The organism is Avibacterium paragallinarum (assembly GCF_011765605.1).
Taxonomy (GTDB): domain Bacteria; phylum Pseudomonadota; class Gammaproteobacteria; order Enterobacterales; family Pasteurellaceae; genus Avibacterium; species Avibacterium paragallinarum.
On the sequence record NZ_CP050316.1, the window covers coordinates 1084169 to 1110607 of the forward strand.

General features: G+C 40.7%; 26 protein-coding genes and 1 other RNA gene. 18 read left to right on the forward strand and 9 right to left on the reverse strand.

The features are described from left to right. Positions 1–12: 12 nt before the first annotated feature. The 10 genes from glgX (at position 13) to HBL79_RS05300 (ending at position 13092) form a co-directional block, all read left to right on the forward strand. Positions 13–2010 (forward strand): glycogen debranching protein GlgX, encoded by a 1998-nt coding sequence (gene glgX / locus HBL79_RS05255; RefSeq protein WP_035684684.1) that lies wholly within the window; start codon positions 13–15, stop codon positions 2008–2010. 38 nt (positions 2011–2048) lie between these two features. Continuing rightward, on the forward strand, positions 2049–3356 hold the full coding sequence (gene glgC, locus HBL79_RS05260) for a glucose-1-phosphate adenylyltransferase (protein ID WP_035684681.1): 1308 nt from the start codon (positions 2049–2051) through the stop codon (positions 3354–3356). A 74-nt stretch (positions 3357–3430) separates the two neighbouring features. Then, a complete protein-coding gene (gene glgA / locus HBL79_RS05265) occupies positions 3431–4864 on the forward strand; it encodes a glycogen synthase GlgA (protein ID WP_035684678.1) in 1434 nt (477 codons plus the stop codon). Positions 4865–5019: 155 nt separating this feature from the next. Continuing rightward, a complete protein-coding gene (locus tag HBL79_RS05270; RefSeq protein ID WP_035684675.1) occupies positions 5020–7482 on the forward strand; it encodes a glycogen/starch/alpha-glucan phosphorylase in 2463 nt (820 codons plus the stop codon). Between the two features lie 193 nt (positions 7483–7675). After that, positions 7676–8749: a DNA polymerase IV gene (gene dinB / locus HBL79_RS05275; protein WP_035684673.1), complete on the forward strand. Its 1074-nt coding sequence runs from the start codon at positions 7676–7678 to the stop codon at positions 8747–8749. A 99-nt stretch (positions 8750–8848) separates the two neighbouring features. Then, on the forward strand, positions 8849–9715 hold the full coding sequence (gene htpX / locus HBL79_RS05280) for a protease HtpX (RefSeq protein ID WP_035684670.1): 867 nt from the start codon (positions 8849–8851) through the stop codon (positions 9713–9715). 207 nt (positions 9716–9922) lie between these two features. Next, complete coding sequence (locus HBL79_RS05285; protein WP_035684667.1) at positions 9923–10459, forward strand: elongation factor P hydroxylase; 537 nt, start codon at positions 9923–9925, stop codon at positions 10457–10459. A 91-nt stretch (positions 10460–10550) separates the two neighbouring features. Continuing rightward, entirely contained in the window at positions 10551–11468 is a 918-nt protein-coding gene (locus HBL79_RS05290) for an ABC transporter ATP-binding protein (protein WP_035684661.1), read from the forward strand. Beyond that, positions 11468–12235: an ABC transporter permease gene (locus HBL79_RS05295; protein WP_174758211.1), complete on the forward strand. Its 768-nt coding sequence runs from the start codon at positions 11468–11470 to the stop codon at positions 12233–12235. Before HBL79_RS05290 ends, HBL79_RS05295 begins: the two co-directional genes overlap by 1 nt. Before the next feature lie 11 nt (positions 12236–12246). Then, positions 12247–13092 carry a glycosyltransferase family 2 protein gene (locus HBL79_RS05300; protein WP_046097396.1) on the forward strand — a complete coding sequence of 282 codons (846 nt, stop codon included), beginning with the start codon at positions 12247–12249 and terminating at the stop codon, positions 13090–13092. Between the two features lie 39 nt (positions 13093–13131). On the opposite strand, the gene HBL79_RS05305 is transcribed toward HBL79_RS05300, so the two are convergent. The 6 genes from HBL79_RS05305 to HBL79_RS05330 all read right to left on the reverse strand — a co-directional run bounded on the left by HBL79_RS05305 (position 13132) and on the right by HBL79_RS05330 (position 17501). Next, complete coding sequence (locus HBL79_RS05305; RefSeq protein ID WP_051128053.1) at positions 13132–13641, reverse strand: GNAT family N-acetyltransferase; 510 nt, start codon at positions 13639–13641, stop codon at positions 13132–13134. After that, a complete protein-coding gene (locus HBL79_RS05310) occupies positions 13631–13924 on the reverse strand; it encodes a type II toxin-antitoxin system TacA family antitoxin (protein ID WP_035684656.1) in 294 nt (97 codons plus the stop codon). Before HBL79_RS05310 ends, HBL79_RS05305 begins: the two co-directional genes overlap by 11 nt. Before the next feature lie 87 nt (positions 13925–14011). Continuing rightward, positions 14012–15376 carry a nucleotide 5'-monophosphate nucleosidase PpnN gene (gene ppnN / locus HBL79_RS05315; protein WP_035684654.1) on the reverse strand — a complete coding sequence of 455 codons (1365 nt, stop codon included), beginning with the start codon at positions 15374–15376 and terminating at the stop codon, positions 14012–14014. 9 nt (positions 15377–15385) lie between these two features. After that, positions 15386–16228, reverse strand: coding sequence for an NADPH-dependent 7-cyano-7-deazaguanine reductase QueF (gene queF / locus HBL79_RS05320; RefSeq protein WP_035684651.1), 843 nt, complete (start codon positions 16226–16228; stop codon positions 15386–15388). Between the two features lie 16 nt (positions 16229–16244). Further along, positions 16245–16670, reverse strand: coding sequence for a virulence-associated protein VapD (locus tag HBL79_RS05325; protein ID WP_035684648.1), 426 nt, complete (start codon positions 16668–16670; stop codon positions 16245–16247). A gap of 54 nt (positions 16671–16724) precedes the next feature. Beyond that, positions 16725–17501: a Zn-ribbon-containing protein gene (locus HBL79_RS05330; RefSeq protein WP_035684643.1), complete on the reverse strand. Its 777-nt coding sequence runs from the start codon at positions 17499–17501 to the stop codon at positions 16725–16727. A gap of 140 nt (positions 17502–17641) precedes the next feature. Between HBL79_RS05330 and HBL79_RS05335 the strand changes: the two genes are divergently transcribed. The 8 genes from HBL79_RS05335 to HBL79_RS05370 all read left to right on the forward strand — a co-directional run bounded on the left by HBL79_RS05335 (position 17642) and on the right by HBL79_RS05370 (position 23125). Further along, positions 17642–17974, forward strand: coding sequence for a YqcC family protein (locus HBL79_RS05335; RefSeq protein WP_035684639.1), 333 nt, complete (start codon positions 17642–17644; stop codon positions 17972–17974). Then, positions 17961–18689 (forward strand): tRNA pseudouridine(65) synthase TruC, encoded by a 729-nt coding sequence (gene truC / locus HBL79_RS05340; RefSeq protein WP_046097397.1) that lies wholly within the window; start codon positions 17961–17963, stop codon positions 18687–18689. Before HBL79_RS05335 ends, truC begins: the two co-directional genes overlap by 14 nt. A 255-nt stretch (positions 18690–18944) precedes the next feature. Beyond that, positions 18945–19373 carry a 50S ribosomal protein L13 gene (gene rplM / locus HBL79_RS05345; protein ID WP_017806616.1) on the forward strand — a complete coding sequence of 143 codons (429 nt, stop codon included), beginning with the start codon at positions 18945–18947 and terminating at the stop codon, positions 19371–19373. Positions 19374–19389: 16 nt separating this feature from the next. Beyond that, positions 19390–19782, forward strand: a complete 393-nt coding sequence (gene rpsI, locus HBL79_RS05350) for a 30S ribosomal protein S9 (RefSeq protein ID WP_017806615.1) — start codon at positions 19390–19392, stop codon at positions 19780–19782. Between the two features lie 284 nt (positions 19783–20066). Further along, the gene (sspA, locus tag HBL79_RS05355) at positions 20067–20705 is read left to right on the forward strand and encodes a stringent starvation protein SspA (RefSeq protein ID WP_035684630.1); all 639 of its coding nucleotides are present in this window, start codon (positions 20067–20069) and stop codon (positions 20703–20705) included. A 3-nt stretch (positions 20706–20708) separates the two neighbouring features. Beyond that, entirely contained in the window at positions 20709–21179 is a 471-nt protein-coding gene (locus HBL79_RS05360) for a ClpXP protease specificity-enhancing factor (RefSeq protein WP_035684628.1), read from the forward strand. Positions 21180–21328: 149 nt separating this feature from the next. After that, on the forward strand, positions 21329–21982 hold the full coding sequence (locus tag HBL79_RS05365; RefSeq protein WP_035684625.1) for an IS1595 family transposase: 654 nt from the start codon (positions 21329–21331) through the stop codon (positions 21980–21982). Between the two features lie 660 nt (positions 21983–22642). After that, positions 22643–23125, forward strand: a complete 483-nt coding sequence (locus HBL79_RS05370; protein ID WP_081637494.1) for a DUF2726 domain-containing protein — start codon at positions 22643–22645, stop codon at positions 23123–23125. Between the two features lie 162 nt (positions 23126–23287). Here the strand turns inward: HBL79_RS05370 and ssrA are convergent. The 3 genes from ssrA to HBL79_RS05385 form a co-directional block, all read right to left on the reverse strand. After that, positions 23288–23653: a transfer-messenger RNA gene (gene ssrA, locus HBL79_RS05375) on the reverse strand. A gap of 449 nt (positions 23654–24102) precedes the next feature. Continuing rightward, entirely contained in the window at positions 24103–25524 is a 1422-nt protein-coding gene (gene sbcB / locus HBL79_RS05380) for an exodeoxyribonuclease I (RefSeq protein WP_035684621.1), read from the reverse strand. A 4-nt stretch (positions 25525–25528) separates the two neighbouring features. After that, on the reverse strand, positions 25529–26404 hold the full coding sequence (locus HBL79_RS05385) for a DMT family transporter (protein WP_035684619.1): 876 nt from the start codon (positions 26402–26404) through the stop codon (positions 25529–25531). Positions 26405–26439: the final 35 nt, after the last annotated feature.

The window sequence follows — 26439 nt, forward strand, 5'->3', positions numbered from 1 at the left end:
GCAAGATAAGTAATGATCAACACGGCAATCGGCAAACCTTATCCCTTAGGAAGCACCTTTAGTCGCCCGCAGACGGGAAGTCATCAAGGCGAGGCGGGGTGGAACTTCGCGATTTTTTCTGCCTGTGCGGAAAATGTCAAATTATGCTTATTTTTTGATGGGCAAGAGTTGCCTTTAGAAATGTATCAAACGGAGGATATTTGGCATTTGTGGGTAGGCGATCTACCCTATGGCACAGAATACGGCTTTCGGCTTGAGGGCAAAGCGGGGACATTGTGCAACCCACAAAAATTAATGCTCGATCCTTATGCTAAAGCGGTGATCGGTAAGCCAGATTTAAGCAGTGCGGAAAAGCGTGAATGGTTTTTGTTAAGCGATAGTCGAGATAACGCCAGCCTTGCACCGAAAGCGGTGTTAGTTGATGAACATTTTGATTGGCAAGGGGATAAACCACTTGCTATCCCTTGGGCGGAAACCTTGATTTATGAATTACACATCAAAGGTTTCACCCAGCTTCGCCAAGATTTACCCGAAGCCATTCGAGGCACTTATGCGGGGCTGGCTCACCCCACAATGATCGCCTATTTAAAAGCACTTGGCATAAGTGCGGTGGAAATTTTACCCATAAATTATCATTTAAACGAACCGCACTTACAGGAAAAAGGCTTAACCAATTACTGGGGATACAGCCCATTGGCAATGTTTGCAGTGGAATCGGACTATTGGTCAGGGCAGGCGGGAACGACACCGTTAAGTGAATTTAAAACAATGGTGAAAACCTTGCACCAAGCGGGCATTGAGGTGATTTTAGATGTGGTGTTTAACCATAGCGTAGAATCAGAAAAAACGTTCCCAACCTTTAGCCAACGAGGAATTGATGATCGGACGTATTATTGGCAAAACGCACAGGGGGAATATCTCAATGCCACAGGCTGCGGCAACACGCTCAATTTAGCCAATGACATTACACGCCGTTGGATCATTGATTGTTTGCGTTATTGGGTGGAAGAATGCCATATTGACGGTTTCCGTTTTGATCTCGCCACAGTGTTAGGCAGAGAAACCCCAGACTTTAACCCGCAAGCACGGCTGTTTGTAGAAATTGCACAAGAGCCACGTTTACAACATTGTAAATTTATTGCAGAGCCTTGGGACATCGGCGAGGGGGGCTATCAAGTGGGAAATTTCCCGCCTTATTTTGCCGAATGGAACGATCGTTTTCGTGATGATCTGTGTCGTTTTTGGTTATGGAAAAGTGGGGAGCTGGGTGGTTTTGCTCAACGTTTCGCAGGATCAAGCGATATTTATCAAAGTGGCGATCGCAAGCCACATAATTCGGTGAATTTTATCACAGCACATGATGGCTTTACCCTGTGCGATCTCACCAGTTATAACGAAAAGCATAATCTTGCGAATGGGGAAAAAAATCGTGATGGTCGCAATGAAAATTACAGTTATAACCACGGCATAGAGGGCGTGGAAAATATTCCTGATGAAGTGAAATATCAACGCTTTTTAACTTGTTGCGGTTTGCTTGGCAGTTTGTTGCTTGCCAACGGTACGCCAATGCTGTCAGCGGGCGATGAATTTGGACATAGCCAACAAGGCAACAATAACGCCTATTGCCAAGATAATGAAATCACTTGGCTAAATTGGCAAAAATTTCAACCGCACTTATTTGAAGCCACAAAACAGTTCATTGCCTTGAGAAAAGCGATACCGAGTTTACAACGCGATGAATGGTGGAGTGAAAAAAATGTGCAATGGCGAAATGTGCAAGGGGAAATAATGACCGTGGCGGATTGGCATAATCCGCACAGCAAAGCAATGCAAATCCAGTTAGATAAAGACTGGTTACTTTTAATCAATGCAAAAGCAGAATTACAAACATTCTTGTTGCCCGAAGGGAAATGGGAAGTTGTATATTGTGGTGCGTCAGTACAAATGCAAGGAAATCGATGGGCTGTAAATGATCTCGCATTCGTATGTTGCACGAAAAAAAGGAAATGACTATTGAGCAATCAATAAATTAATGCGAGGAAAATGCAATGAGCAACAGTATTTCAAAATCACCCAATAAATATGATCTTGTGAAAGATACCTTGGTGTTAATTTTAGCGGGTGGGCGTGGTTCACGGCTTTATGAACTCACCGATAAACGGGCAAAACCTGCGTTATATTTTGGTGGCAACAGACGAATTATTGATTTTGCCCTATCAAATTGTCTTAATTCAGGGCTTAATAAGATTGGCGTAGTTACTCAATATGCCGCACACTCACTGCTACGCCATTTGCAAAAAGGCTGGTCGTTCTTGCCGCAAGAGCGGGGTGAGTTCATTGATATGCTCCCAGCGCGTCAGCAAATTGATGATTCCACTTGGTATCGTGGCACGGCGGACGCGGTGTATCAAAATATGGCGATTATTCGCGATCATTACTGCCCGAAATACATTCTGATTTTGGCAGGAGATCACATCTACAAACAAGATTACAGCCAAATGTTGCTCGATCACGTTTCTAGCAATGCCAAATGTACGGTGGGCTGTATTGAAGTAGACCGAGAAAAAGCCTGTGAATTTGGGGTAATGGCAGTGGACGAAAATCTTAAAGTAAAAGCCTTTGTGGAAAAACCGAAAGATCCCCCGGCAATGGCAGGCAAACCTAACGTATCCTTAGCTTCGATGGGAATTTATGTATTTAACGCCGATTATCTTTACGATATTTTAGAGCGTGAAGTGAACACCCCTTACACCTCTCACGATTTCGGTAAAGACATCTTACCGAAATGCCTTGAAGAAGGCACATTATACGCCCACCCATTTAGCCGTTCTTGTATGGGACGCAACACCGATGGCGAAATCTATTGGCGTGATGTGGGAACATTGGACAGCTTCTGGCAATCTAACATTGATTTAGTGTCAGAAAATCCGCAGTTGGATATTTACGATCAACGCTGGCCGATTCGCGGTAACCCAACGCAAACTTATCCATCAAAATTCTTTTATAGTAAATCGGACATTAAGCCCGTCGATAACTGCTTGATTTCGGGGGGCTGTGTGATCACCGATGCGTCAATTAGCTATTCAGTGCTGTTTGATCGTGTTACGGTGCAAGAGGGATCGCTCGTCGATCATAGTGTGGTGTTGCCACAAGTTACTATTGGCAAAAATTGCATACTCAAACGTTGCATTGTGGATCGCCATTCGGTGATTCCTGACGGAATGCAAATTGGCGTAGATTTAGAATTAGACCGCCAACGTTTCCGCGTCAGTAGTGGCGGGGTGGTGTTAGTTACTGCTTCAATGTTAAAGAAGCTCAATGGTGAAACAGTCGCCTTTGAAGCCCATTTAGATTAATACAACGAAAAGAGAAGTGCGGTGGAATTTTTATGAATTTTCACCGTATTTCTCTGTTTTAAGGAATAAAAAGAATGAGAGTTTTACACGTTTGTTCAGAACTTTATCCGTTACTCAAAACCGGCGGATTAGCTGATGTGATGGGCGCGTTGCCTTTTGCGCAACAGCAAATTGGAATGGACACCCGAATTTTACTGCCTGCTTATCCTGCCATTGCCGCAGGTATTCCTAACACCGTTGTGGTGGCGGAATTTGATAATTTTGCTGGGCATATTGTGCTACGTTATGGCGAATATAACGGGCTAGGGGTTTATTTAATTGACGCACCGCACTTGTATGCCAGAGAGGGCAACCCTTATCACGATCAATGGTATAACGATTACGCCGATAACTATAAACGCTTTGCTTTGCTCGGTTGGGTTGGGGCAGAGCTTGCGGTAGGCTTAGATGCGTGGTGGCAAGCGGAAGTGGTGCACGCGCACGATTGGCACGCTGGATTAACCAGTGCCTACTTGGCGGCGAAAGGTCGCCCCGCAAAATCGGTGTTTACCATTCACAATCTCGCCTATAAAGGGGTATTTTCTTATCATCATTTATTTGAGTTAGGGCTACCTTGGGAAATGTTCAATATTAATGGCTTAGAGTTGCACGGACAAATTTCCTATTTAAAATCAGGGCTTTATTATTCAGATGTGGTGACTGCCGTTAGCCCAACCTACGCCCAAGAAATTACCACGCCAGAATTTGGTTACGGCTTGCAAGGCTTATTAAGTGCTTTACGCCACGAGGGGCGTTTAGTCGGCATTCTTAATGGGGTTGATGAGCAAATTTGGAACCCGAATGTGGATCAGTACATTGAAGATCATTACAAATTAAAAGCAATGGCAGGCAAGCGTAAAAACAAAGAAAAATTACAGGCCTATTTCAACTTACCGCAAAATCCAGAGACATTATTATTTGTGATGGTTACCCGCCTCACGGAGCAAAAAGGCGTGGATTTATTGCTACAAAGTGCCGAAACTTTGGTACAACAAGGCGGTCAGCTTGTGGTGTTAGGTTCGGGGGCAGCCCATTTAGAAGAGGGGTTACGCCAACTTGCCGCCTATTATCCTGAAAATATCGCGGTGAAAATTGGCTATGACGAAGCCTTATCCCATCTCATTATCGCAGGGGGAGATGTGATTTTCGTGCCAAGTCGCTTTGAGCCTTGTGGCTTAACCCAGCTTTATGGCTTGAAATACGGCACATTACCGCTCGTGCGTGCTACAGGCGGATTGGCAGATACGGTGGTGGATAGCTATTCTGAAAACATCAAAGCGCGCAAAGCCACAGGATTTGTGTTTAATGATGCCGATGCACAAGGGTTAAGTTGGGCGATTAACAACGCCTTTGCACTTTGGCAAAAACAACGCCTATGGCAAAGCGTGCGTGTGGTTGCAATGGAGCAAGATTTCAGCTGGCAAATTGCGGCCAGACATTATCAAGATTTATATCAACGTATTTTATAACCCAATGATGATTTCCCAAAACCAAGTGCTTAAACAGCATAGTGGAAAAGTGCGGTAGAAAAATCCACGGTTTTGGGATAATTTTTGTTGTATTTTTATTCGAAAAGGATAAAAATACGCCGATTTTAATTTGAAATAAATTAGGAGAGCCACTTATGACAATGGATAACATCGATTTTCCATTTTCTTATAACCAACCTGAGCAAACCACAGAATCGCTGAAAAAAGCGATTGTGTATAAATTGATTTTCTTAATTGGACGTTCCCCACAAGAAGCAAGCCAACGTGATTGGCTAAACGCCACCCTTTATGCAGTGCGTGATCTGGTTACAGAGGGCTGGATTTCTACCGCCCGTCAATCCCGTGATGAAAAAACACGCCGTGTTTATTATTTATCAATGGAATATTTAATGGGACGCACGCTATCTAATGCATTGATTGCGGAAGGCGTTTACACCCTTGCTAAAGACGCATTAGCAGAGCTTGATGTAGATTTAGAAGAAATCATCGAAAAAGAAGTCGATCCCGGTTTAGGTAACGGCGGTTTAGGGCGCTTAGCTGCGTGTTTTATGGATTCTATCGCCACCTTGGCTATTCCTGCGATGGGATATGGTATTCGTTATGAATACGGAATGTTCCAACAAGCCATTGAAGACGGCAAACAGGTAGAAAAACCTGATGCGTGGCTAGAAAAAGGCGCACCTTGGGAATTTATTCGTCCATCTAAACGTTTCAATATCCAATTCGGTGGGCATATTCATTTTGAAGGCAAAAAATGCGTGTGGGATAGCAAGGAAGAAATTGTCGCATTGGCTTATGACCAAATGATCCCAGGCTATGCCAATGACAGTGCGGCAACCTTACGTTTATGGAGCGCCCACGCAGGGGATTCTTTCAACTTGGCAGAATTTAACCGTGGTGATTATTTCCGTGCGGTGGAACAACGTGCCGCCAGCGAAAACGTTTCTCGCGTGTTATATCCTGATGATTCCACTTGGGCAGGACGCGAATTGCGTTTACGCCAAGAGTATTTTTTAGTTTCCGCATCGTTACAAGATATTATCAAACGCCACAAACGCACTCACGGCAGCGTGAAAAATCTTGCCGATAAAGTGGCAATCCACCTAAATGATACTCACCCCGCATTGGCTATTCCTGAATTAATGTACATTTTAGTGGATAAAGAAGGCTATGACTGGAAAACCGCGTGGGATATGTGCCGCCGCATTTTCTCTTACACTTGCCACACATTAATGTCGGAAGCATTAGAAACTTGGCCAGTGGAAATGATGGCGAAAATCTTACCGCGCCATTTACAAATTATCTTTGAAATCAATGATTATTTCTTAGAATATGTCCGCACTTATGTTACTACAGACGATGATTTCATTCGTCGCGTATCTTTAATCGAAGAAGGCGATGTACGCAAAGTACGTATGGGCTGGTTATCCGTTGTGGGATCGCACAAAGTCAATGGGGTAGCGGCAATCCATTCAGATTTAATGGTTACTTCAACCTTTGCGGATTTTGCTCATATTTACCCAGAACGCTTCACTAACGTTACCAATGGTATTACACCACGCCGTTGGATTGCAGTGGCAAACCCAGATTTATCTGCATTATTTGATCGTTATATTGGCACGGAATGGCGCCGTGATTTGAGCTTATTGACAGAACTCAAAGCCCATATCAATGACGCAGAAGTGCAACAAGCCATTCCCACAATTAAACGTGCAAACAAACAGCGTTTAGCCGATTATGTGAAAAAAGAATTGGGGATTGAATTAAACCCTGATGCCTTATTTGATGTGCAAGTGAAGCGTATCCACGAATACAAACGCCAAATTCTCAACGTCTTGCATATCGTTGCACGTTATAACGAAATGCTAGAGAATCCAGAAAAAGACTGGACACCACGCGTCTTCATTCTTGCAGGGAAAGCGGCATCAGCCTATTATGCGGCGAAACAAACCATTAATTTAATCAATGATGTGGCGAAAATCATCAATAACGATGAACGCTTGCAAGGTCGCCTGAAAGTGGTGTTTATTCCAAACTACAGCGTCAGCCTTGCTCAGATCATCATTCCTGCTGCGGATATTTCCGAGCAAATTTCTCTCGCAGGAACGGAAGCGTCAGGCACAAGTAATATGAAGTTCGCTCTTAATGGCGCATTAACCCTTGGCACATTAGACGGGGCAAACGTAGAAATCTTGGAAAATGTGGGCGAAAATAACATTTTCATTTTTGGTCATACCGTTGAGGAAGTGGAAGCGTTACGTCGTAACGGATACCGCCCTTACGACATTTACCAAAGCAATGAAAAGCTTCGCCGAGTGATCGACCAAATCACATCAGGCTTCTTCTCCCCGAATGACCCGCACCGTTATCAAGATTTGCTTAATGGCTTGTGCTATCACGATTATTATCAATCCTTTGCCGACTTCCAAAGCTATGTGGAAGCCCAAAAACGGGTTGATGAAAAATACCGTGATCAAAAGGCTTGGACAAACAGTGCGTTACAAAATATCGTCAATATGAGCTTCTTCTCCTCAGACCGCACGATCAAAGAATACGCAGAAAAAATCTGGAAAGTGAAGCCATTAATGGTGAAATAATTAGAAAAAACTAAGAAAATCTGTGCCTTTAAAATATTAAGGCACAGATTTTATACTTAAATTTTACTTGCATTCCACCTCTTTAGAGGTCTTAAAAACTTTCTCACATTATCAATATAATAAAAAAATTTTAATACTGCATAAATATACAGTAAAATATCCTCATAATCATACCGCACTTTACATTTAAACTATGCCAACTACGCAAAAAATTATTCATATTGATATGGATTGCTTTTATGCTTCCATTGAGTTGCGAGATAAACCGCATCTCAGAGGGAAGCCTGTGGCTGTTGGGGGAGGGGCAGCTCAGCGTGGTGTGTTGAGTACCTGCAATTATGAAGCGAGGAAATTCGGTTTGCATAGTGCGATGCCAACAGCACAGGCCTTGAAGCTTTGTCCGAATTTGATTCTGTTACCTGTAAATATGGCATTGTATAAACAGGTGTCGCAACAAATTCAGCAAATTTTTTATCGTTATACACACTTGGTTGAGCCGTTATCTCTTGATGAAGCCTATTTAGATGTTACAGATTGCGATAAATGCTCAGGCTCAGCCACTTGGATAGCTCAAGAAATCCGTCAAAAAATTTGGCAGGAAACCCAACTAACTGCATCAGCGGGCGTTGCACCATTGAAGTTTTTAGCCAAAATTGCTTCGGATAAAAATAAGCCTAATGGGCAGTTTGTGACTCACCCCGATGAAGTGGCGGAGTTTGTGAGAAAGTTGCCATTAAGTGCTATTCCCGGTGTCGGAAAAGTGACAACGCAACGTTTGTTAGAAATGGGGCTGAAAACCTGTGCTGACGTGCAAAGTTTTGAACAACATTTATTGTTAAATCAATTAGGTAAAGTGGGGCAGCGTATTTGGTCGTTTAGCCACGGAATTGATGAACGAAAAGTGCAACCTGAACGGTTACGCAAATCTGTTGGGGTGGAAACAACATTATTGCAAAATATCACTGAGCTGCGTGACGGCGAGGCGGTTTTAGAGCACCTCTACCCGCAATTAATAGAGCGTGTACAGCGGGCTTGTCCGCATATTTCTTTGGAAAAACTCAATAAAATCGGGATTAAACTCAAATTTGAGGATTTTCAAATTACCACGCTAGAAAAAAGTGCGGTCAGTTTTCAGCACGAAAATTTTCGTGCATTGTTATCGCAAATTTGGCAACGTCGTCAGGATAAATCCATTCGATTAATTGGCTTACAGGTTAATTTACCCGAGCAACAAGAAGAAAAACAGATGAGTTTATGGGAAAACTGATCCGTTAAATCTTGAAATTACAAAATTTATAATTATATTGGTTATTCCTTTAATTATTTATTGGATAATCAACCACATACTCACAGCGAGGAACGTTTTATGATGCGAATTTTATTATTTTTAGCCACGAATATGGCGGTGTTGATCGTTTTCAACATTATTTTGAGTTTAACGGGAATCCGCGCCCAAGATGCCAGCGGGTTACTCATTATGGCTGCGTTGTTTGGTTTCAGCGGATCGTTGATTTCCTTGTTTTTATCCAAAACAATGGCATTAAAATCGGTGAATGGGCAGGTGATCGAGCAGCCTCGCACAGAGCAAGAACGTTGGTTGCTCAACACTGTTGAAACGCAGGCACGCCAAGCAAATATTCCAATGCCAACCGTGGCGATTTACCATTCTGCGGACGTTAATGCCTTTGCCACGGGAGCGAGTAAAAGTAATTCTCTGGTTGCCGTGAGTACAGGATTGCTCAACGCAATGACCAAAGACGAAGCAGAAGCGGTGATCGCTCACGAAATCAGCCATATTCAAAATGGGGATATGGTAACGATGACCTTATTGCAAGGGGTGTTGAACACTTTCGTGATCTTCATTTCTCGTCTGATTGCTAACGTAGTTTCCAGCAATCGCAACGATGACGGCGAGAGCAACAGCGGAATGTATTTCTTAGTTTCAATGGTGCTAGAAGTGGTGTTCGGTTTCTTGGCGAGTATGATTGCGATGTGGTTCTCTCGCTACCGTGAATACCGTGCGGATGCGGGCTCAGCCCATTTAGTCGGCAAACAAAAAATGATCGCAGCATTACGTCGCCTACAACAAATTCACGAGCCACAACAAATGGAAGGGCAGTTCGCCGCTTTTGGTATTAATGGCAGAACAGGCGGCTTAGCCTCATTATTTTTAAGCCACCCTCCGTTGGAAAAACGGATTGAAGCGTTGCAACAAAGTGATAGCTTAAAATAAAGGCTTTTTTTCGGGCAGACACATAGGTCTATCCCTACGAAAAGTTATTTAGTTACAATAAGTTATCATTATATTCGAGTGTAGGGGCGGACCTGTGTGTCCGCCCTTTAAAATAATTAATGTAGCTAAACCGCCATAAATGTTAAAATAAAGCGTTTTCAAATTTTCAGGCACAGATTTTGTGCCTTATTATTTTTTGGAGTCGTGATGGAACATCGTTTAGAAGATATTATCGCCATTTTTAATCAGTGCTTTGAACAAGAATACAATACCAAATTAGTAAAAGGCGGTGATGAACCGCTTTATGTGCCAGCGAATGAAGATTGCCCCTACAATGCCATTTATTTTGCGCGAGGCTTTTACAGTAGTGCCTTGCACGAGATTTCACACTGGCTGATTGCCGGCAAAGAGCGGCGTAAATTAGAAGATTTTGGCTATTGGTACGAACCTGACGGACGTTCTGAACAACGTCAGCGAGAATTTGAGCAAGTGGAAGTAAAGCCACAAGCATTAGAATGGATTTTAGCCACCGCGGCAGGATTTCGCTATATTGCGAGCAGTGATAATCTCAATGGCAACCCCGGCGATACCCAGCCTTTCAAGCAAGCCGTTTATGAACAAGTGAAAAGCTATGCCACGAAAGGGTTACCAAAACGCGCAGAAACCTTACGTCAAGCCCTTGCCAAATTTTACGGTACACCAGATTGCATTAATTTGGATTTATTTGACGTGAGTAAAATTTAAGTCAAAAATCAGCGAAATTTGCACCGCACTTTGTTTACTTATGATTTAAAAAGTGCGGTGTAAAATTTTAATAAACTTAACGGAACATTGAATGTTAGCATTAGAAATCAAAGGATTAACCAAAGAATATAAAAACGGGGTCAAAGCCTTGCACGGCATTGATCTGAGTGTTGAAGCAGGGGATTTTTATGCGCTGCTTGGGCATAATGGCGCGGGAAAATCCACCACCATTGGGATTATTTGTTCTTTGGTGAATAAAACATCAGGTAATGTGAAAGTGTTTGGTGCGGATTTGGATAGCAATCCAAGTCAGTTAAAACAGAATATCGGTTTAGTGCCGCAAGAGTTTAACTTTAACCAATTTGAGCGCGTGATTGATATTCTCACCAATCAAGCGGGTTATTATGGCATTCCTCGCAAAGAGGCGTTGGGGCGTGCGGAAATTTGGTTGAAAAAACTGGATTTGTGGGACAAACGCTATCAGCAATCCCGCCAGCTTTCGGGGGGAATGAAACGCCGTTTGATGATCGCTCGAGCCTTAATGCATCACCCTAAATTGCTCATTCTCGATGAACCTACAGCGGGCGTGGACATTGAATTACGCCGTACGATGTGGGAATTTTTACGCGAACTCAATGAGCAAGGCACAACCATTATTCTCACCACCCATTATTTAGAAGAAGCGGAAATGCTTTGCCGTCATATTGGCATTATTCAGCAAGGGCGTTTAGTGGTAAATATGTCAATGAAAGCCTTATTGGCGAAGCTGGAAACGGAAACCTTTATTTTTGATTTAGCGCCGCAAGCGGTTAAGCCTGAAATAATGGGTTACAACGTCACTTGGCTAGATAATAATACGCTTGAAGTGGAAGTGAAAAGAGAGCAGGGTTTAAATCAGCTATTTTCACAACTGACGCAACAAGGCGTGCAAGTGTTGAGTATGCGTAATAAAGCCAACCGTTTAGAAGAATTATTTGTTTCAATGGCATTGAATAAAGGAGTGCAATAATGAGTTTAGCTTGGGTTGCCTTTCAAACTATTTTTGTGAAAGAAGTACGCCGTTTTACCCGAATTTGGGTGCAAACCCTTGTGCCGCCTGTGATCACAATGACCTTATATTTTGTGATTTTCGGTCAGCTGATTGGCCATCGTATTGGCGAAATGCACGGCTTTAGCTATATGCAATTTATCGTGCCGGGGTTGATTATGATGTCTGCTTTAACTCATTCTTTCGCCAATGTGGCATCATCTTTTTATAGCACAAAATTCGCCCGTAACGTGGAAGAACTGCTAATTTCACCAACTTCACCGCACATTATTATTTTAGGCTATATGGCTGGCGGAATGGCGCGCGGATTGAGTGTTGGCATTCTTGTTACCTTGGTTTCGTTATTTTTCGTGCCATTACAGATTTATTCTTGGTCGGTAATTGTTGCCACCTTATTACTCACCACCGCCAGTTTTGCACTAGGGGGCTTGATCAATGCAGTTTTCGCGCGCTCTTTTGACGATATCAGCATTATTCCCACTTTTGTTTTAACACCATTAACCTATCTCGGCGGCGTATTTTATTCCATTTCCTTACTGCCACCTTTCTGGCAAGTCGTGTCAAAATTTAACCCCATTGTTTATATGATCAGCGGCTTCCGCTACGGTTTTCTCGGCATTCAAGATGTCAGCCTTGTTTACACCTTCAGCGTTTTAGGCATTTTTATCACCGCACTTTACGGCATCGCCTATTATCTGATTAGCCGTGGGGTTGGGTTAAGGAGTTAAAGGTTTTTAATATGTACGGTGAAAATGATACAAAAACCATCAATCAAACTAGTTTAACATTAGATGTGATTATTCCTTGCTACAATGCACAAAAAACCTTAATTCGTGCAGTCAAAAGTGTTTTGCAACATCAATGTGTGCAATATGTCTGGTTGATTGATGATGGATCAATAGATAACACTTGGGATCAAATGCAACGCCTTGCACAATCTGATAAGCGTATTCGTATTGAAAAAATGCCGCATAACAGCGGTGTTGCTAAAGCAAGAAATTGGGGAGCTTTACAAAGTGAAGCGGATTTGATCGCCTTTCTTGATGCAGATGATGCCTATCAAGCTGGTGCATTGGAAAATGCCCCTTTTATCTTTTCTCAACTTGCTCAATTGGGGGGAATTTGCTTACCACTTTATCCCGTAGATTTTCCGCAACAATATTTAGATCACCCTGGATTTTCTGAGGCTTGGTATCGTTTATGCTTGATTGTAGCAAGTAATAAAGTGTTCAGAAGACGATTGTTTTTAGCTTGCGGTGGTTATCCGCAAGATATGTTATTCCAAAAATTTGGCGGTGAAGACGCTGCATTGATGGCAATACTGGCAGATTGTTGTCAAATTGGGACATTGTTTGAGAACAATTTGCCCGGGGCGTTACATTATTATCATTCAGGTATGTACGCCGAGCGTTTGTTAATGTGTCAATTCCAAGAAAAAATTGATGAAAAAATCGCACCGCACTTACAACAAGCTCTACAAATTAATGCTAAAGTGCGGTCAGATCTGAAGCAGTTTTTTTCCTTACTGACCCAATCCCCAAAAGGAATCTGCCCGCTGATTCTTACCTTTCAAGAGGATAACTAAAACGGCATTAATTGCCGTTTGTTCTGAGCGGTAACATTATTATTTTTTGAGCAATTTAGTTAGAGGAAGAAATAGGGTGTTCTGCCGCTCAAGAAAAGCAATAAAGCCTAGTTTGCGGTAAAACACCATGGCTTGTTCATCTTTCGCATTAACTAATAAGGCGGCAACGGCAAGATTTGAATCTTTGATTTTACTGATAGCATCAGCAATGAGAAACTTGCCATAACCACAACCAATAAAGCGTTCATCAATCGCCAATCGTCCAATTAATGCGGCAGGAATATTGGGATAACGAATTTCTTGTTTGATTTGTATTTCAGGAATATCGCTCACATTAATTGCGGTGGCGGAAAGCGTGTAATAACCAATAATTTGAGCGGTTTTTTGATGTACTAAGATGAAACATTTTGATAATGCTTTTCTTTCATCTTGTGAAACTTGGGTGTAGAAATAGCGATTTAACTCAGGCGAAAGACTGCAGAAAGATTTTCTCTCTATTTTTAACTGGGAGAGGGTGATGACATCAATATTATCCAAATCAATCTGCACGAGTATTTTTCCTTGCTAAAAATTGTTGGTGCATTGAAAGGGCTTCTTCCATTGCGGGATTGATCTCATAAGAATCAAGATGTTCCAATAAATGTGCTTGATCTGCCACAGATAATTGTATGGATTGGTGTTCTGCAATTGTTTTTACGGATTCTTTATATACCACATCAACAATAAAATCTGTCAATGTGCGTCCAGTAATAGCTGCGGCTTGTTTAAATAATTGATAAATTTCAGGATTTACTTTTGCTTCTAATCGAGCTTTGGGGATTTTAGTTTGCATAATAATTTGCTCTGTTCTATTGATATTATGAAGAAATTATACGGCTACAAGCCGTATAATTCAAGAGTAAGGGAGGCTAATTATTTACTAACGAATAATCTCATAACAAGGCTCGTAAGCTTCGCCGTCAGGCAATTTCATTCGGTGTTGGGTGATGAAATCTTGTAGCACATTGTCCACTTTTTCCATTAAAGCTTTATCCCCTTTGAGCTGGAATTTGCCTAGCTCTGCGATGCGATCTTGCGTATCAGGTTTGATATTGCCAGCCACAATGCCAGAAAACACACGGCGTAAATTAGCGGCAAGGCTCACTTTGCTTTGATTCATATGAAGATCAAGATTTGCCATATTTTCGTGGGTTGGAATAAAAGGCGTTTGAAATTCGGGATCGATTTTTAACGACCAATTAAAACCATAGGCTTCGTTATTTTCGTAGCGTGATTGGCGAATTTTTTCCATTGCCGATTTCATATGACGAGCCACCGCCGCAGGATCATCAATGATAATTTGATACAAAGATTGTGCCTCTTCGCCCAACGTTTTGCCGATAAAACGATCAATGGTGGCAAAATAATCCGCACTTTCTTTTGGTCCAGTCAAAATGAGCGGGAGCAGTTGGGCTTGATTGGCTGGATTGAGTTTTATGCCTAGAATATATAGCAATTCTTCAAATGTCCCTGGCCCACCAGGGAAAATGACAATGCCGTGTCCCATTCGCACAAAGGCTTCAAGGCGTTTTTCAATGTCAGGCATAATAATCAGCTCATTCACAATCGGATTTGGCGGCTCAGAGGCGATAATCGACGGCTCAGTAATGCCAATAAAACGGCTTTGTTTATAACGTTGGTTGGCGTGTCCAATCGCTGCACCTTTCATTGGGGCTTCCATTACGCCCGGCCCACAGCCCGTTACGATATTCAGCTCTCGATACCCTAACTCTAGCCCCACCGCACGGCAATATTGGTACTCTGTTTGATTGATGGAATGCCCACCCCAACACACCACAAGATTAGGCAATTCGCCCACAATTAAGGCTTTAGCATTGCGTAAAATGGAAAAGACTTGGTTAGTGATGGAGTCGCTGTCTTGCTTATGGCAAGGGTTAATGCGTTGGTTTAGCACATTTACAAACACAATATCACGCAGCACCGCAAAAAGATGATACTGAATATTGCGGATAATATGCTGATCCACAAACGCACTTTCAGGGGGATTATATAATTTCAGCGTAATGCCTCGCTCTGTTGCCACTAGCTCAATGTCAAAATCGGGATATTGGCTGAGCAATTTACGGCTATCATCCGTTACCGCACCAGAATTCAGCACCGCAAGCGAGCAGTTGCGATAAAGTTGATACAACGCACTTTTCGCCTGCTTTGTTAGCATTTCCACTTCAAAATGGGAGAGCTGTTCCATACTCCCACGGGGATTCACATAATGAATATTTGCCATTGCGACCTCCTATTGTCTGGCTAAGCGTGCATTGTGCGGCACGGTTTCAAAGTTCGAGCGGAACGGATTAATATCCAACCCACCGCGGCGTGTGTAACGGGCGTAAACGGTGAGCTTTTCAGGCTGAGCAAAACGCATTAAATCACAATAAATTCGCTCAACGCATTGTTCGTGAAATTCGTTATGCTGACGGAAAGAAACCAAATAACGCAACAAATTCTCGCGGTCAATCCGTTTGCCCACATAATGAATTTGCAACGAACCCCAGTCGGGTTGTTGTGTGATTAAACAATTTGATTTTAACAAATGGCTGACTAAATATTCTTCGACAACCTGTTCGCCTTGCGTGCTGTTTTCCAAATAATGTGGGTTAAATTGATAATCGGTGATTTTAATATCTTGTTCATCAATACATTCACCTTGTAGGCTGGCAATAAAAGTGCGGTCATAATTTGCTAAAGAATTTAACCGCACTTTCACTTCACCTTTGGCACAATCCGCCAAATCCTGTTGCAAAATCTGTTGCACTTGGGCAGAGCTGTTAAAATGGCTTTGATTGAAGCTGTTGAGATAGAGCTTAAAACTTTTTGATTCGATCAAATTCTCGCTACGAAAATCAATTTCCACGTCCGCAATCGCTACTTGCGGCACGCCTTTAGGATTGAGCCACGAGATTTCATAAGCTGTCCAAATATCTGCGCCAAAAGTAAAAGGCTGATTTTCCACAATCCCAAGTTGCGCTCGGTTTAATTGACGAGGCACGGCTTGCAGTAAAGTGCGGTCGTAATGTTGTGCATATTTTGTTTCTTGCCCTAATTTTAAGGCGTGTAAACTTTGGTGGTTGTAACTCATATTTTTCCTTGTTTTATTATTTCATATCTTCTAAAGCAAAAACTTCTTTACTTAATATTTCTTTGATTTGCTTTTGCGTTAATCCTGCGTCAATGAGATTTTTTTCTAGCATTGCTAATCTTTGATTAAATCTTTGTTTTGCCTGATGAATTTGATAAGCAATGAAATCAGCATTAAGATCACTTTCGATACGATAAAATTTAATATTTGAAGTACAAGGATAAAACCAATCGAATTTAGCGGTAAGTTCTTGGATTGCAATTGTGCCGTGTGCTTCACTAATCCCTTCTCTGCCTAAATAAACGCTCCCTTGTAAATTATCAAAGCCGTGTTGTTCTAATACATTTCTAATATCATAATAGGCATTGTTATAGCTATTTCCGTGATAGTTCTCTTTAAGGCAATTTGTATCCATATCAAAAGTAATTAAATAACGGCTCATTGTTTTATTCCTTTTATTACAGTTATGCTAAGCAAATATAGTCTTTTATTATTTTTATTGCCAGTGCCAAGATAAATTTGATACCAAACGGCAGTCATCACATTTAAAATCAAACAGATCAAAGAGCGGTGCGTTTAATGCCCAATTTTTATGACAGCTTGGACAGCGGCGTTGTTGTTCGGCTTGCAAACTTTCGCCGCCGATGCGATATAAATAATAGTAAGTCGGAATGCCGGTGTATTGCTCAATTTCTTGGCATAAGGCATAACCGTGTTTGGATAAATTGCTGTGCAGATCAGAAATTTCAGCAAGGGCTTGGCTTTCTAGAGCCGTGCCGTTCATTTGTAACTGATCGCAAGCCTGCCAATTCTCTTGCCATTTGATGAGATCTAAACTCAAGTGCGGTGCATTTTTGAAAAATTTATACAGTGGAATAGGCAAGTTATCATCGCCACTGTGCAACGGTGAGCAAGATTGCAAATAGGTGGTGTAAAGCACTTGCCAGCTTGGGCGTTCGCCTTGATAGGTGAGATCGGAATTGAGATCATCAGCAATCACTTGAAAACTATCAAAATTTATCCCCGCACTTTGTGCCTTATCTAAGGCACTTTGTACCGCTGAATTATTAAATTCGGGCAGCAGGCTTTGTTGTTCGGGGCAAACCACACGCACGGCAATGCCTTGCTGGTGTTCTAATTCAGCGTGAAAAAGGGGAATTTCTCGCCCAAGAATTTGCCCGTTATAACGCCATTGTTCAATCACTTGATTAATCAATGGGTAAACCGCATTGTTGGGTTCGGTAAGGGTAAAAAAAGCTTCAATTAAATACATTTTCTGCCTTAATTTATAGGAAAGCGATTGCGTTTTTTCGCACTTAGCTTTGTGGTATCATAACGCCTTTGTTTCTGCACGAAAGGTGAATGCCACATTTTAGGCAGAATAAGATGAGAAAGCAAATTAAGGAATCCACAATGCGTGAACAAACAAAATATCAGTTACAACAGTTACAAAAAGCAATGGAAGAATTATCCCTTTGGCAAGCCGTTGCACCTGAAGCGGCAGCATTTGACAGCGTTGAACCGTTTTGTATCGACACAATGAATGCACACGAATGGTTGCAATGGGTGTTTATTCCGAGAATGTATGCCATTATTGAAAGCAACGAACCGTTACCGCACAAAATGGCGATTGTGCCTTATATTGAAGAAGCCTTAAAAGAAAAGGATATTGTGGAAGTGCAACGCTTAATTGAGCCGTTGAAAGCCATCGAAGAAGTTTGCAACGCTCAAAATGACCGCACTTAATATTCTTTATCGAGATGAATATTTGGTCGCGGTGAATAAGCCAGCGGGAATGTTGGTGCATCGTAGCTGGCTTGATCGCCACGAAACCCAATTTGTGATGCAAACTTTGCGTGATCAAATTGGGCAGCACGTTTTTCCTATTCATCGCTTAGATCGCCCGACATCTGGCGTATTGCTGTTTGCCTTGAATGGGGAAATTGCCAAATTGTTGTGCGAGCAATTTGAACAAAAGCAGGTGGAAAAAAGCTATTTGGCGGTGGTGCGAGGTTATCTCAAAGAACAGGGCAGGATTGATTATCCGCTGAAAGTTCAATTAGATAAAATCGCCGATAAATTTGCTCAGCAAGATAAAGCACCGCAAGAGGCGATCACGGATTATGAAGGCTTAAAAACAGTGGAAATGCCTTATGGGGTAGGGCGTTATCAAACCAGCCGTTATTCTTTGGTTAGACTCATTCCACATACGGGCAGAAAACATCAGTTACGTCGTCACTTAAAGCATATTTTTCACCCTATTTTAGGGGATACGCAATATGGCGATTTGCATCAAAACCGCGCTTTAAGCGAACATACTGGCGTGCAACGGTTAATGTTACACGCAGAAACGCTCGCGTTTAACCACCCTATAACAAAAAATCGGTTAAAAATCACCGCACCTTTAGATGAACAATGGCAACACTTGTTCGATGCTTTTTCTTGGAATGAGATAGCGTAAACGTTCAAAAATAAAAGATGAAACATCAAATGCGAAAAAATAATAGAAATTTCCTAGGAATTTCAAAGTGCGGTGCTTTTTTCGTTTGTTTTTTTGCTAAAGCTCTTGTATAATCGCCCGACCCTGTGAATGTGTCGGCTTTCCCACCGCACATTATTTTATCGAGATCACACTCGAAGGGGTGAAGATTGAGATTCATGGTTGTGTTCAAATTTGAACACTGGGTATTAATATTATTTTATTGGTAATTAATTAATGAAAACTTTTGTAGCAAAACCAGAAACGGTTAAACGCGACTGGTATGTAGTAGATGCGACAGGTAAAACTTTAGGTCGTTTAGCGACTGAATTAGCACGTCGCCTTCGTGGTAAACATAAAGCTGAATATACTCCACACGTTGATACAGGTGATTACATCATCGTTATCAATGCGGATAAAGTTGCCGTAACTGGTAAAAAAGAAAGCGATAAAATTTACTACTGGCACACTGGCTATGTAGGTGGTATTAAACAAGCGACATTTAAAGAAATGATTGCTCGCCGTCCAGAAGCTGTGATTGAAATTGCGGTTAAAGGTATGTTGCCAAAAGGCCCATTAGGTCGCGCAATGTATCGTAAATTGAAAGTGTACGCTGGTCCTAACCACGAACACGCAGCACAACAACCACAAGTTTTAGATATTTAATCACGAGGTGAGAAAAATGGCAGAGAATCAAAACTACGGCACAGGTCGCCGCAAAAGCTCTTCAGCTCGTGTATTTATCAAACCGGGCAGTGGTAAAATCACTATTAACCAACGCGAATTAGACGTCTATTTCGGTCGCGAAACTTCTCGTATGATCGTACGTCAACCATTAGAGTTGGTTGAATTAACTGATAAATTAGACCTATACATCACAGTTAAAGGTGGTGGTATTTCAGGTCAAGCGGGTGCAATCCGTCACGGTATCACTCGTGCATTAATTGAATATGATGAAACATTACGTCCAGCATTACGCGCAGCAGGCTTTGTTACTCGTGATGCTCGTCGCGTTGAACGTAAAAAAGTGGGTTTACACAAAGCACGTCGTCGCCCACAATACTCAAAACGTTAATCGTTTCTTATTCAAATACAGTTCAAATGGCAAGTTTTTACTTGCCATTTTTCTTTTCTATCAGTCATCTCTATTTTTTCGAACCACTTCCACAAATAGCCTGTACCTTGGCTTTCTGTTAGGCCTTGATAAGGATATAAACAACAGAGTACGGAGCTAAATAACAATGTATTATCAATAGGATAGCCGGATAAACGATAAATTTACTTAGCTATTTCACAAGAAATTATGCTAGAATAGTGCGTTATATTTTTAAGATAAATTTAGATTTCGCGGAGGAATAAATGACTAGTGCGGCAAATAAACGATCAATAATGACGCTTTTTTCAAATAAAGAAGATATTTACTGCCATCAAGTACGCATTGTTTTAGCTGAAAAAGGGGTAGCTTACGAAACAGAAGAAATCAGCCCAAATACGATTTCTGAAGATTTAATGGAATTAAACCCTTATGGCACATTGCCGACTTTAGTCGATCGCGATCTTGTCTTATTCAATTCTCGTATTATTATGGAATATCTTGATGAACGCTTTCCGCATCCGCCATTAATGCCAGTTTACCCCGTATCACGTGGCAAAAGCCGCTTATTAATGTTAAGAATTGAGCAAGATTGGTATTCTTTGCTCACTAAGGCAGAAAAAGGCGATGATACTGAACGGGCAGCAGCATTAAAACAATTAAAAGAAGAGCTTCTGGCCATTGGTCCAATTTTTAATCAAACGCCCTACTTTATGAGCGAAGAGTTTAGTCTTGTTGATTGCTATATTGCACCGTTATTGTGGCGTATGCGGCAGTTAGGCGTTGAATTTACTGGGGCGGGTAGCAAAGCTATTCGCAATTATATTGAACGAGTATCTCAACGTGATTCATTTAGACAATCAGTAGGGGAATTAGCACCAAGAAATTTGATGGATGATAAATAATTTATGAAACGTAAACCTTCTCCTAAACGCCCTTATTTATTAAGGGCTTATTATGATTGGCTGGTCGATAATGACTATACGCCATATTTGGTTGTTGATGCTACCTATCCAGAAGTCAAGGTACCTGAAGAATATGTGCAAGACGGGCAAATTGTGTTGAATGTGTCGAGTAATGCTACGGGGAATTTGGCATTAACCAATGATTTTATTCAATTTAACGCACGTTTTCGAGGTGTGCCGCAAGAAGTGTTTGTTCCAATGGGGGCAGCTATGGCAATCTACGCTCGAGAAAATGGCGATGGAATTATGTTTGAGCCTGAAGAAATCTACGAAGAAGTAGAGAAGGGGCAACAAATTAAAGAAAGCCAGCCATTAAGTTTTGTTGAAGCTGTCGATCCTCCTAAAGAAAACCCTAAGCAAACAGAGCAACAAAAAAGCAAAAAATCACCTCCTAAACTCCGTTTTGTTGATTAACACAAAAAATCTGTGCCATTGGTACAGATTTTTTTGTAAATATTGCTAATACATCTATCCACCCTTCATTTGCTTTTGTTATTGAATTATTGAAAATTAATAAAAATTTGGAGGCTGTAGTAGATTAGCAACAATGCTATACTACAAAAATGAATATAACATATTGTAAATTAAAGAAATCCATACAGAAAAAACTGCTGGAGTTTTTTGTCGCAGAAGTTACTGCAAGAACAGCAGCAAATTTGCTAGATATTCAACCGAATACAGCCGCTTTGTTCTACCATAAAATCAGGCTTGTGATTGGCTATCATTTATCCCTTGAAGTTAACGAGATTTTTGAGGGGGAAATTGAACTAGACGAAAGCTATTTTGGTGGTCATCGAAAGGGAAAACGAGGACGAGGAGCGGCTGGAAAAGTTGCTGTTTTTGGGTTGCTAAAACGACAAGGAAAGGTATTTACTGTTGTGGTTGAAAACACCAAGAGTGAAACATTACTCCCTGTTATTAAAAGAAAAATCAAGCCTGATAGCTGGGTTTATACGGACACTTATCGCAGTTATGATGCTCTTGATGTGAGTGAATTTCACCACGAACGAATCAATCATTCCGAGCTATTTGCGGTGAAACAAAATCATATTAATGGCATTGAAAACTTTTGGAATCAGACGAAGCGGATACTGCGAAAATATAATGGAATTAACCGAAAAAACTTTCCTTTATTCTTGAAGGAATGTGAATTTCGGTTTAACTTTGGGACACCAAAAGAGCAGTTAAAAATATTGCGAAAATGGTGTGAAATTTAGGGCTAATCTACTACAGCCCCAAAATTTGTAATAAACAATCGAAATTCTCACCGTCTAAACTAATAAAAGCACCTGTATTTAAAATCATATTAATAGTAAACCGAGAAGCAGAATATTATGCCATTTTAAAATTGAGTAACTCAACTCTTATTTTTACCAAAATAATTTTTAGAATACTCATCGTTATTCCGTTTTATTCTTCTATAATAATTTCAAATCGTTACATTGTAACGATTTAAATTTTATTACCTTAATCTAATTTCTCTGAATGCTAAACAAATAGCAACTCACAAACAATTAATATTCAATAACAAAAGTAAACGAGGGCAAGGATAAAAAAGAGGATACGTTACTTTTTATTTCTTTTATTTAACATAATATACATTATGCGAAATATGTTATCGGGTTAGTAAAAACTACGAATTAAATAAATCACAGACTTATGCACAAATCACTTTTACTAGTTAAACGAGATAAAATCAAGGAAACTCACAACGTTGTAACGCATTACTTTAATGGCTTACGCACTGAATGAAATAAAATGTAAAGAAAGATTAAAGAATTATGAAGCGAAAAGATTCATTGCTATTAACGGGTTACTTAAATAAAATTCAAATAAGGACGTAATGCTAAAAATATGATTAATGAGATAAATAACAAATGAAGATAACCACTTTGCAGATATTGATTGCGTGCTTAGTTGCTTTGGCTCTCTTTTTAATTGCCGTATTTAGGCAAAGAAAACCTCGCCCATTAGATGGGCGTTTATATAAAAGAACAAGGTTAATGAATCATTCTGAACAGCGATTATTTCAAAAATTAAAAATGGCGTTTCCCGATTACTATATTTTCCCTCAAATCCCCTTTTCTTGTATTGCAACACCGAAACAATACAACCAGAAGTTATTTTGGAAGATCAATCAAAAACGCGTTGATTTTCTCCTTTGCAATCAACAATTAGAAGCCTTGTTGATTATTGAGCTTGACGGGCCTATTCATAAGAGCAAAAAACAATCGGATAAAGAAAGAGATAAGTTTTTCAAATGTATTGGACTTAATACATTAAGAATTGATGTTGAAGCACTAAAAGCATTAGATTTAGAAACGTTGAAAAAGCAGATTTGGGAGAAAATAAAAAACTGAAACTGCCCCCTTGTTTTCTGCAAAATAAAACGTGGGAACTAACTTTACAGAAAAAATGAAAGAACCATTACTAAAGCGAGATTGAACAAGGAAAACAATAAAAATAGTTAAGTGATTGATTCTATTGAATTGTTAAAACAGAAAAGATACAAAAATAAGGATTGGTGGAGCTGGGGGGAGTTGAACCCCCGTCCGAAACTACTCTACCTTCAGCACTACACGTTTAGTCTATCTTTAATTTCACTTAACCACTGCGGACAGACACGCGATAGCTAAGCTAGCTTGATTCAATTTAACGTTTCGATCCTCAAGCGGAGGCGTCCACGCGATCTCGTTTGGGTTTGACTCCTCTTTATCCCCGTCTTACGAGCGGAAGCTGGGGAGAGAAGGCTATGAGCAGGTTATTAAGCTGCTAAAGCGTATTGTTCGTCGTTTGCGACTATTTTTTTGCGGTTTATTTACGAGGCCTACCGCACCTCGACGTGCACCTTGGGCTTCGCTAATCCCGTCGAATCCAGAATCAGCCCCAAAATTTCCGCTAATTCTAGCAAAGGATTTCCTTTTTATCAAAGCAAATTTTGCGATACCACTATGATAAGCACAAACCTTAGCCTGATAAACGGTGTCCTTTGAGGCTTTGGCGTTACGCTTAGCTCAATAAAAGTGCGGTGTTAAAAAATGCTTGTTTTTAGCACCACACTTTACATTGGGTTATGTTGCCTTCTCTTGCATATAAGGAAGATTGCCTTGCCTTTAACTATAGTCGTTTGATTTCAAAATAATACGGCGTTACATCGCCTTGCTGTACTGTCTGCGGATCAAAGCGTTGTCTTTTATTTTGAACTTAAACGACTATAAAATGATTGCACAACGTAGAACGATAACGCTACGCAAAAAATAAAAAAATCGAGTTACCAATGTACTCGATTTTTAAACTCGCGTTGTCAAATTGATTTATTTGTTACGTCATCACAAATTTAGCCTAATAACTTCACTCCATATTCATAAATTTGCTGCAACAATGCCAATTTTTCAGGGTGATTTTGGTTTTCTTCCACAAGGTTTTGTAATTCTTGCTCAAATTGCACCGCACTTTTTTCTAACTTGTTACGGCGGTATTTATCCCATCGCACCTGCTCTGCTCTGCTCAAAGTTTTATAAAAATGTCGCGCACGGTAATGGAATAACAACGCCTCTACCCGCTTATCTTGGAATGTTAGATTGTGTTCTGAGAGTTTTTCAGGCGGTAAATCACGCAAAATCGCCATATTGTTTTTATCATTAATGCCAAAAAAGCCACTGTATAATTCCGTTTCCACATTATCACTTGACTCAAATACCCGCTCGTCAGTAAAAATTTGTAGCACTTTATCGCGAATTTCCGTATTTGCACGCAATTTCGCGAGATTATCCAAACAACGCTGGCGATCAATGCCTAAACGCTGAGCATTTTCAGGTAATAAGGTTTTCGCGGGGGCAAGAATTGGGCATTTATTAATATGCACCAATTTTAACGGAACAGGTAAAATCCCTTGCTGTTCGAGTTCGGATTTTTTCGTGTATAAATGTTGCTGTAATTCGACCGCACTTTTACTCAGTAAATCCTCGATATTGCTATCCAAATCACACACAATCACCGCATTTTTATTGGTTGGGTGCCACGCAAGCGGGGCGATCCAAGTGGTATTGCCGCGATAATTTCCCAACATTCCTGAAACGTGAACTAAGGGGGTCATCGTCGCCGTATCAATCATTGCTTCAAGGGATTTTTTATCGCGATGCTCAAAGAAAAACTGGAACAATCTCGGTTGTTTTTGCTTAATCAGCTTCGCCATTTCAATGGTGGCATACACATCAGCCATTGCATCGTGTGCATTGCTATGCTCTATTCCATTGGCTTTGGTGAGATTTTCCAAGCGGAATGAAGGCATTCTTGCGTCATCATAAACCCAATTTATTCCCTCAGGACGCAAAGCATAACAAGCCCGCACCAAATCCAATAGATCCCAGCGAGAATTGCCGTTTTTCCAGCTATATTCATAGGGATCAATAAAGTTGCGGTAAAAAGTATAGCGGGTCATTTCGTCATCGTAACGAATATTATTAAACCCCATTACGCAGGTGTTCGGCACGGAAAATTCTTGCAAAATGCGTTGAGCAAATTCGGGTTCGGATAAGCCTTTTTCATTGCATTCTTGCGGCGTAATTCCCGTTACCATCACCGCACTGGGCGAGGGCAAATAATCATTGGTTTGCTTGCAATAAAACATCACAGGCTCGCCAATAATGTTGAAATCTTTATCGGTACGAATGCCCGCAAACTGTGCGGGGCGATCCGTCGCGGGATTGATGCCGAAACTTTCGTAATCATAAATAAAAAAGCTGAAATCATCTTTCATTGTCTTACCTTGCTAAAAAAGGTTCTAAATAAAATAGGCTGAGGATAGCTAAAATACCAAGCACTATGCCTACCCCATTGATTTTACTTATTTTTTCTTTAAATATAACCACGCCGATAATTGCACCAAGGCAGATTACACCAATATTCATTCCAGCAAAAACAAATGTTGGGTTTTGGTTAAAGAATTGATGTGCTCGAATATAAAATAGAATATTCATAAAATTCAAACTACCTAATATGATGCCGGCGAGCAAACTTGATAAATGCCATTGCGTACGTTTTATTAATAAAAATACAAACATTACACACATTGCTATTGTAAAGGCGATAAATAAAGTTGTAGGAAAGGCATTACCCATTTTAGCAGTTTGTTTGAATAAAATATCAATCATACCGTAACCTAGCCATACACTTAATAAACTCAACCCACCCTTGATAGAAAGCTGATTTTGTCCGCGAGGCTTTTTGATCAAACAAAATAATGCGGAAAAGGCCAAAATAAGGCTGATAACTCGGGCTAAATTAAGTGTTTCATCAAACAAAATAAAAGCGGATAAAATAGGAAGAAAAAGCGATAAGCGTTGAGCGGCATCAGCACGCACAATACCCGTAAGTTCCACTGCTTTTGACATAATGAGAAAAATACTCGGTAATAACAACCCGAGAGCGAGAAAAATTCCGCTATTTTCATTTTGAATAATAAAATCAGTAAAACTCAGCCCTTGAAAATTAGGTATCAGTAAAAAATAGCTTAATAGTAGTGCAACCACATAATTAAAGGCAATAGATTGCTCAATTGCAACATTAAACCTTCTCGCTGTTTTCAACAATACGGAAACAGCAACACTACAAAGAATAGCAAGAAACAAATAATGCATTTTTGCTCCGTAAATTCAGAAGGAGAAATAAAGTG